This is a genomic window from Candidatus Methylomirabilota bacterium, assembly GCA_035709005.1.
Classification (GTDB): domain Bacteria; phylum Methylomirabilota; class Methylomirabilia; order Rokubacteriales; family CSP1-6; genus 40CM-4-69-5.
This window is the reverse complement of record DASTFB010000101.1, coordinates 58,849-65,603: the sequence shown is the minus strand read 5'-3', so window position 1 is coordinate 65,603 and position 6,755 is coordinate 58,849. Positions and strand designations below refer to the sequence as shown.

7 protein-coding genes are annotated in these 6,755 nt (G+C 69.7%); all 7 read right to left on the bottom strand.

The window, feature by feature from the left end:
- Nucleotides 1-16 precede the first annotated feature (16 nt).
- On the bottom strand, nt 17-1,210 hold the full coding sequence (locus VFR64_18680) for a DUF3500 domain-containing protein (GenBank protein HET9491763.1): 1,194 nt from the start codon (nt 1,208-1,210) through the stop codon (nt 17-19).
- A gap of 8 nt (nt 1,211-1,218) precedes the next feature.
- Entirely contained in the window at nt 1,219-2,247 is a 1,029-nt protein-coding gene (locus VFR64_18675) for an ABC transporter substrate-binding protein (GenBank protein ID HET9491762.1), read from the bottom strand.
- Between the two features lie 21 nt (nt 2,248-2,268).
- A complete protein-coding gene (locus VFR64_18670; protein ID HET9491761.1) occupies nt 2,269-3,105 on the bottom strand; it encodes an ABC transporter permease subunit in 837 nt (278 codons plus the stop codon).
- Nucleotides 3,102-3,926 (bottom strand): ABC transporter ATP-binding protein, encoded by an 825-nt coding sequence (locus VFR64_18665; protein HET9491760.1) that lies wholly within the window; start codon nt 3,924-3,926, stop codon nt 3,102-3,104. Before VFR64_18665 ends, VFR64_18670 begins: the two co-directional genes overlap by 4 nt.
- 78 nt (nt 3,927-4,004) lie before the next feature.
- A complete protein-coding gene (locus VFR64_18660; protein HET9491759.1) occupies nt 4,005-4,829 on the bottom strand; it encodes an EamA family transporter in 825 nt (274 codons plus the stop codon).
- A gap of 49 nt (nt 4,830-4,878) precedes the next feature.
- Nucleotides 4,879-5,691, bottom strand: coding sequence for an alpha/beta fold hydrolase (locus VFR64_18655; protein HET9491758.1), 813 nt, complete (start codon nt 5,689-5,691; stop codon nt 4,879-4,881).
- 1 nt (nt 5,692) lies between these two features.
- The gene (locus VFR64_18650; GenBank protein HET9491757.1) at nt 5,693-6,706 is read right to left on the bottom strand and encodes an alcohol dehydrogenase catalytic domain-containing protein; all 1,014 of its coding nucleotides are present in this window, start codon (nt 6,704-6,706) and stop codon (nt 5,693-5,695) included.
- Nucleotides 6,707-6,755: the final 49 nt, after the last annotated feature.

The following is a 6,755-nucleotide window of genomic DNA, read 5'->3' as shown; positions in this document are numbered from 1 at the left end:
TCGGCGCGTCGCCGCGCTAGTGCCCGTGCCGGTGATCGGGCCGCGTGTGGTCGAACGCGGCGTGATGCTGGCGCAGGAGATCCCGCCCGTAGTCGTTCCCGTTGGGTGTCCGCACGACCGTGTGGATGTGGTTGCGCGTGGGCTCGTCGTTGTCGAAGGCGATCCCCCGCTGATGGTCGAACTCGATGAGTAGCACGGGGCTGTGGACCCGGTAGTAGAAGACGGCGTGCTCTTCGATCCCGCCGATCCAGGCGAAGTAGGTCTGCCCGAGGTGCCGCTTCACCTCGTCCGTTCGGATCGTCGCGTGGCCGGGGCGGACGCGTCCCAGGTAGGTGTCGATCAGATCGAGGAGGAGCCGCTGCTGGCCGTCGCCGAGCTGGCCGTAGGCGATGCCCTCGTAGCGTAGCTCGAAGTTGTCGCGGAAGGCCGCGGTGAACAGCTCCCCGGGAAGCTCCCGGGCCAGGATCGTCTTGTCCAGCTGCGTGGGGCTGAGCGAGCGCGCCAGGGTCAGGCCGTCCCGTTCCTCGGCGGCGAACACCCGGGTGCCGGCGTACTTGCCGCTCTCCGCCGCCACCGGCTCCGAGCCCATGAACATGGGGGTCAGGACGATCTGGTCGCCCAGGACGAAGCAGTTGACGATGAGGTGATGGCCGTCGAGCTGCCATCCCCACGGCTCGGTCGCCGACGGCGTCCCCAGGATCGACAGCCAGTAGAGCCACTCCCCGTACTCGTCGTCCTTGCCGGTGATCTCCCGGATCGTCTCGTTGAGCTTCATCACGTCGCGGGCCGTGTCGTAGCCGCGCCCGCTCAGGCTCGCCTGCATGACGGCCAGCGCCCGGCTCCGCTGGCTCGGGCTCAGCTCGTCGAGACAGACGCCGTGCCGCATGATCCACGGATGGATGTTGCTCCACTGTCGCCATACCTCGCTGTCCACCGGGAACAGCGTGCGCGCCCGCTGCCCGGGCTCGAGCGAGGCGACGAACGCCTCGGCCGCATCCTGGATGGGACGCGTCGACACCCCGGTCTTTGCGAGGGCGAAGAGGCCGGGGACGACCGTGCCGTCGGTGGTGATGCCTGTGAAGGGCACGGCGAGCGAAGCCTCCGCGTCGGCGGCGTACTTGCGCAAGAAGTCCGTCGCCCCGCTGGCCAGCACCCGGGCCGGAGTGGGCGGCCGGCGCCGCACGGTGAAGCCGGAGACTCCGCTCGCCATGGCGTCCCTCACTGCTCGGCAGGCTCCACCTCGCCCACCTTGGCGAGGGCTTCCTTGCCGATGCGGAGGTCCACCAGCTGCTCGTAGGTCGGCGGCACGCCCCGGTACTTCTTCAGCTTCGCGTTGAAGGTGTTCGTCCACTCCACGCTCGACTTGGGCAAGCCGCCGTTCACCGACCAGATCCGCTCCTTGACGAAGGTCTCGTAGGTCCTGTCCACGATGTCCGGGTGCTCGGCGTAGACCGGGCCGATCCACTTCTTGGCGACTTCCAGGTAGCCCGCCTTGTCCTTGTAGACGGCCCGGTTGGACTCCATCATCGCCGCAGTGAAGCGGACGTATGCGTCCCGCCGGCTTTCCAGCTTGGCCTCCGGGGCGACGAATGCGCCGTAGAGATAGTCGGGCATGAGCTTCCAGATGTCGCCCAGGCTCGTGACCCCCGGCTGCTGCTTCTGGGCCAGGAGGACCTGCTCCACGTGGATGACGACGGCGTCGGCCTTGCCCCCGATCAGATACGGCACCCGGGCTGGCGGAGGCGTCTTGATGTACTTGACGTCCTCGTCCGTGAGGCCCGCCGTCCCCATGACGGCCAGGGCGCCCAGATGGCTGTACCCGCCCTTGTCTTCGATCCCGATGGTCAGGCCTTTCAGCCCGGCCGGTGAGGTGATGCCGGGCTTGGCCGCCACCTGCGCCTCGTTCTTGAACGCCATGGAGTGGAAGATCTTGAGGCCGCTGCCGCCCGAGATCCCGCTCATGGCGATGGGCGCCGGCACCCAGGCGACGTCGAGGTCGCTCTGGGCGCTCGTCGCGGCCCGGTGGGTGGCGCCGCCGCCCCGGAAGAACTTCACCTCGACGTCGAGGCCGTGCTTCTTGAACAGCCCCTTGTCCAGGGCGTAGAAGACGGGCACGTGCACCATGTTCGGCGGCTTCACCGGCATGCCGAGCAGCAGCTTGTCCGCCGATTCAGCGGCGCCGGGACCGAGCCAGGGCAGAAACGCGAGCAGGACGAGCACGGCCATCCCCTGCACTGTCCGTCTCATGGCTGCCTCCCTTGGTGTGGGTTAGGACTCCGCGCGAACTCTCCAGGCGGCGAACTTGTGTTCGAACACCCCGATCAGCTTCGTGAGCACGATCCCCGCGATCATCAGCAGCAGCACGGGCGCCAGCCCCTTGTCCAGCTCCAGGTTGGCGATGTAGTCCTGACTCAGGGCCCCCAGCCCCGAGATGCTCATGAGGAACTCGGCCACCACCATGCCGACCAGCCCGCGGCCCATCGCCATGCCCAGGCCGGCGACCAGGTAGGGCACCACCGAGGGGAAGATCAGGTCGCGCCAGCGCTGGCCCTCGCTCGAGCAGAACGAGCGCGTGACCTCCAGGAGCTCGAGGTCGATGTTGCGCACGCCGTGAAAGACGTTCACGATCACGGGAATGATCGCGAAGAAGATGACGATGGTGGTCTTTCCGACGAAATCCACCCCAAGCACCATGGCGATGGGAAAGGCCAGCGCCACCACCGGGGTCGCGTAGAGCGCGTAGATGAACACGTCCACGGCGTACTCGAACGTGCGGAAGCGCCCCATCAGGATGCCGATGAGGATCCCGCCGGGAATGGCGATGCCCAGCCCGGTGAACAGGATCTGCGAGCTCTGATAGGCCGCCACCGCCATCTCGCCATTCCCCAGCAGCCCGATGAACGCGGACACGATGGCGCTCGGGTAGCTGAAGATGGCGGGCGGGATCATCCCGCGCTGACCGAGCAGCTCCCACGCGCCCAGCACCGTGGCCACGGAGAGCACGCGCACGTAGACGCGGGGCTCCAGCAGCCAGGCCAGCCAGGCCGGCGTACGGGCGGTCGCTTTGGCGTGCAGCGCGTCGGCAACGGGCGCAAGAGTCGTCACGGACGCATCTCCTTTTCGACCCAACCCTGGTCGGGAACCGGACCCGGCTCCGCGTTGGGGTGACGGATGGCCTCCCAGAGATAGTGGCGCAGCGCCTGGAACCGGCCGCTGCGGCGCAGGGCTTCCAGGTTCCGCCCACGTCCGAACTCGGTCTTCAGCTCGAACCGGATCTGCCCCGGCCGGGGGCTCATCACCACGACGCGATCCCCCAGCAGCAGGGCCTCGTCGATGCTGTGGGTGACGAAGATCATCGCCTTGGGCTCGACCTCGTTGATCCGCAGCAGCTCTTCCTGCAGCTGCTCGCGGGTGAGGGCGTCCAGGGCGCCGAACGGCTCGTCGAGCAGCAGCACGTCGGGCTGGGCGGCGAGGGCTCGGGCCAGGCCGACCCGCTGTCGCATCCCGCCCGACAGCTCGGCGGGGAACCGCTCCTCGAACCCCTGCAGCCCCACGAGCCGGATGTAGTGGTTGACGAGGCGGTCGATCTCCACTCGCTGGCGACGCTGCAGGCTGAGCGCGTAGGCGACGTTCTGATGGAGCCGCTTCCAGGGAAACAGCCCGAAGTGCTGGAATACCATGGCCAGTTCGGGGCGGGGGCCGGCGACCGGCTCCTTGCGGAAGAACACCTCGCCCTGATCGTGCGGGATGAGACCGTTCACGATGCGCAGCAGCGTGGTCTTGCCGCACCCGCTCGGTCCGACGACGGTGATGATCTCCCGGTCGCCCACTTCCAGGGTGATCCCCTGCAGAACGTGCAGCGAGCCGTAGCGCTTGTGGACGTCGGTCAGGCAGAGGGCGACCCCGTCCGCCAGTCGGGTCTTCATCGGCCGATCCCAGGCGCCATGCCCGGCTGATACAGCCGGATCATGCCGGCGTCAAGCGCGAAGTCTGCTCGCGGCGGCCTAGCCGGCCAGCGCCAGCAGCACCATGCCCAGCAGCATCACCAGGGCCCCCGGCGCGGATTCTCTGACCCGCTGGGCCTCGCTGAACGCCAGGACGCCGACGGCCATAGCGAAGACAATCTCCACCTGCTTGACGGCCTCCACATAGGAGGCGAGCGTCAGCGTATAGGCGACCCCCTGGCTGAGCGTCGTGAGCGCGGCGAACAGCCCGAGCGCCACGAACGCTTTCCAGTAGCGGGGCACCGCGCCGAAGTGACGGGCCGAGGTGAACAGGGCCACGGGGGTCATCATCACGCTCGCCGCCGCGTACGCGCCCAGCGTGCCGGTCGCGGCATCGGAGGCCAGGATGGCCTCCTTGATCGTGAGGACCGAGGGGGCGTAGAACAGGGCCGCCAGCAGAGTGTAGCGCTGGCCACGGTCGGTGACGAGCACCACCAGCGGGGCCCACGGAGAGATCCGGGCCCGGGAGACGTTGAGCAGGTAGACGCCGGCGGCCGAGAGCAGGACGCCCGCCACGCCCAGCGCGCTGGGACGCTCGCCGAACGCGTACCCCATCAGCAGCAGCACCAGCAGGCTCACCTTCCACAGCGCCGTGACCAGCGAGATGGCCGAGAGCTTGAGGGCCTTGGACAGCGCGAGCGTGGAGATGGTCTGGCACACGCCGAACGCCAGACACCAGCCCGCGAAGCCCGGCCCCAGCTCCGGCCAGCCCGTCGCCCACGCGGTGATCAGCGCGAACGGCAGCAGGAAGGTGAACCGACCCCACACGTTGATGTACTCGTCGAGCGCGTGGCCCAGGCGCTTCATCGTCGTGTTGCGCAGCACCTGGAACAGCGCCGAGGCCAGCGCGAGAACGAACCAGGTCAGGCGGCGCTCACTTCGCCCGGACCGCGCGCAGGAACCCCAGCATCGCGCGATTGAAGAGCTCGGCCTCCTCGATGAAGAACGCGTGGCCGCCCGGCAGCACGGCCAGACGGGCCCGAGGGATCAGCCCGGCCAGGCGGCGTGAGAATTCCGGAGGCGTGAGGATGTCGTCTCGGCCCACCAGCACCAGTGTGGGGACCCGGATCGCCTTGAGCCGGGTCACCCGCGTGCCGTTCCAGGCCAGGATGCCGCGGCCCTGGCGCTCGATGGCTTCCGGCTTGGTCTGGTGAGGATAGGCCATCGTCCGCTGGAAGACCGTCTCGAGGTTCTCCTTCTTCTCGAAGAACCGGGGGCTGTAGAGCAAGGGGTAGAGGACGTGACGGTGGCGCTCCTCGACGGGCACCCGGTGGGCCAGCGCGATCCACGACTCGATCGTGTGCAGGAAGCGCGCGTCCGCGTGCCCCCACGAGCACGCCAGCACCAGCGAGCGCACCAGCCGCGGGTGGCGCAGGGCCAGCTCCTGGGCGATGGTGCCGCCCATCGAGGCCCCCACCACGTGGGCCCGCGCGATCTTGAGATGGCGGAGCAGCGCCGCGGCGTCGTCGGCGAGCTGGGCGGTGCTGTACACGGGCTCGGCCGGCAGATCCGTCTCGCCCACGCCACGGTTGTCGAAGGTGACGACCCGGAAGTGCGGCGCCAGCGCCTTGACCTGGAGCCCCCAGTTCACCGCCGGGGCCGAGAGCCCGTTGATCAGGAGCACCGGATCGCCCTCGCCGACGATCTCGTAGTGGATCCGGATGCCGTTGATGATCGCGAAGGCCATGTCAGGAGGGCCGGGGCAGCACGGCGACCTTGATGGACGTCGGGTCACGGTGCGCGACGAACGCCTGCGCGATGGCCTCGAGGCCGAAGCGGTGGGTGATGAGCGGGGCGCCGCGCACCCGGCCCTCGGCGAGCAGGCGCAGGGCCTGCGGGAACTCGTCCTGATAGATCATCGAGCCGAGGATCGTGACCTCGCGGCGCACGACGCCGAAGATGCTGAGGGGCGCCGGCGCGTGGGGCAGCCCCGTCAGCACGACGCGCCCGCCCGGGCGCACCAGGCTGAGGGCGTGGCCGGCCGCGTCGGGCGTGCCCGCGGTCTCGATCACCAGGTCCACGCCTTCGCGGCCCGAGAACCCTCGCGCCGCCGTCTCCAGGCTGCCCTCGGCCGCGACGTGGGTGGCCTCGGCGCCGAGCGTCCGCGCCAGCTCGAAGCGCCGTGCCGTGCGGCTCACCACGAGCACGCGGGCCCCCCGGGCCCGCAGCACCTGCAGGGCGAGGAGCCCCAGCGTCCCGGCCCCCAGCACGGCGGCCGATTCCCCTTGCCGCACACCGCCCCGGTTGGCCGCCCGCACGACGACGGCGAGCGGCTCGGCCAGCAGCGCATCGTCCGTCGCCAGGCCTGAGGGGACCGGCCAGCAGCAGCGGGCGGGCACCCGGGCAAGGTCGGCGAATCCCCCGTCGGTGTCGATGCCGACCGCCGTCCGGCTCAGACAGAGATTACGGTTGCCCTCGAGACAGAGCGGGCAGCGCTCACAGGAGTAGTTGGGCTCGACCACGACGCGCGCTCCCGGAGCCACCCGCGTGACGCCGGGGCCGACCGCCGCCACCTCGCCCAGGAACTCGTGGCCCATGATCCGCGGGTAGGCCACGCGCCGGTCCCCGCTCCAGATGCTGTAGTCGGTGCCGCAGAGCCCGGCCGCGGCCACGCGGACGAGGACGTGGTCGTCGCCGGGCACCGGATCCGGCGACGCATGCACGCGCAGATCCCGTGGGCCGTGCAGGACGGCGGCGTTCATGGCGGCCCACTGTACCCGAGGAGCCCTGGCCGGACAACAATCGCCCGGC

Coding starts and splice junctions, on each gene's coding strand:
- VFR64_18675 (HET9491762.1), bottom strand. CDS start 2,247: ATGAGACGGACAGTGCAGGGGATGGCCGTGCTCGTCCTGCTCGCGTTT.
- VFR64_18655 (HET9491758.1), bottom strand. CDS start 5,691: ATGGCCTTCGCGATCATCAACGGCATCCGGATCCACTACGAGATCGTC.
- VFR64_18680 (HET9491763.1), bottom strand. CDS start 1,210: ATGGCGAGCGGAGTCTCCGGCTTCACCGTGCGGCGCCGGCCGCCCACT.
- VFR64_18650 (HET9491757.1), bottom strand. CDS start 6,706: ATGAACGCCGCCGTCCTGCACGGCCCACGGGATCTGCGCGTGCATGCG.
- VFR64_18665 (HET9491760.1), bottom strand. CDS start 3,926: ATGAAGACCCGACTGGCGGACGGGGTCGCCCTCTGCCTGACCGACGTC.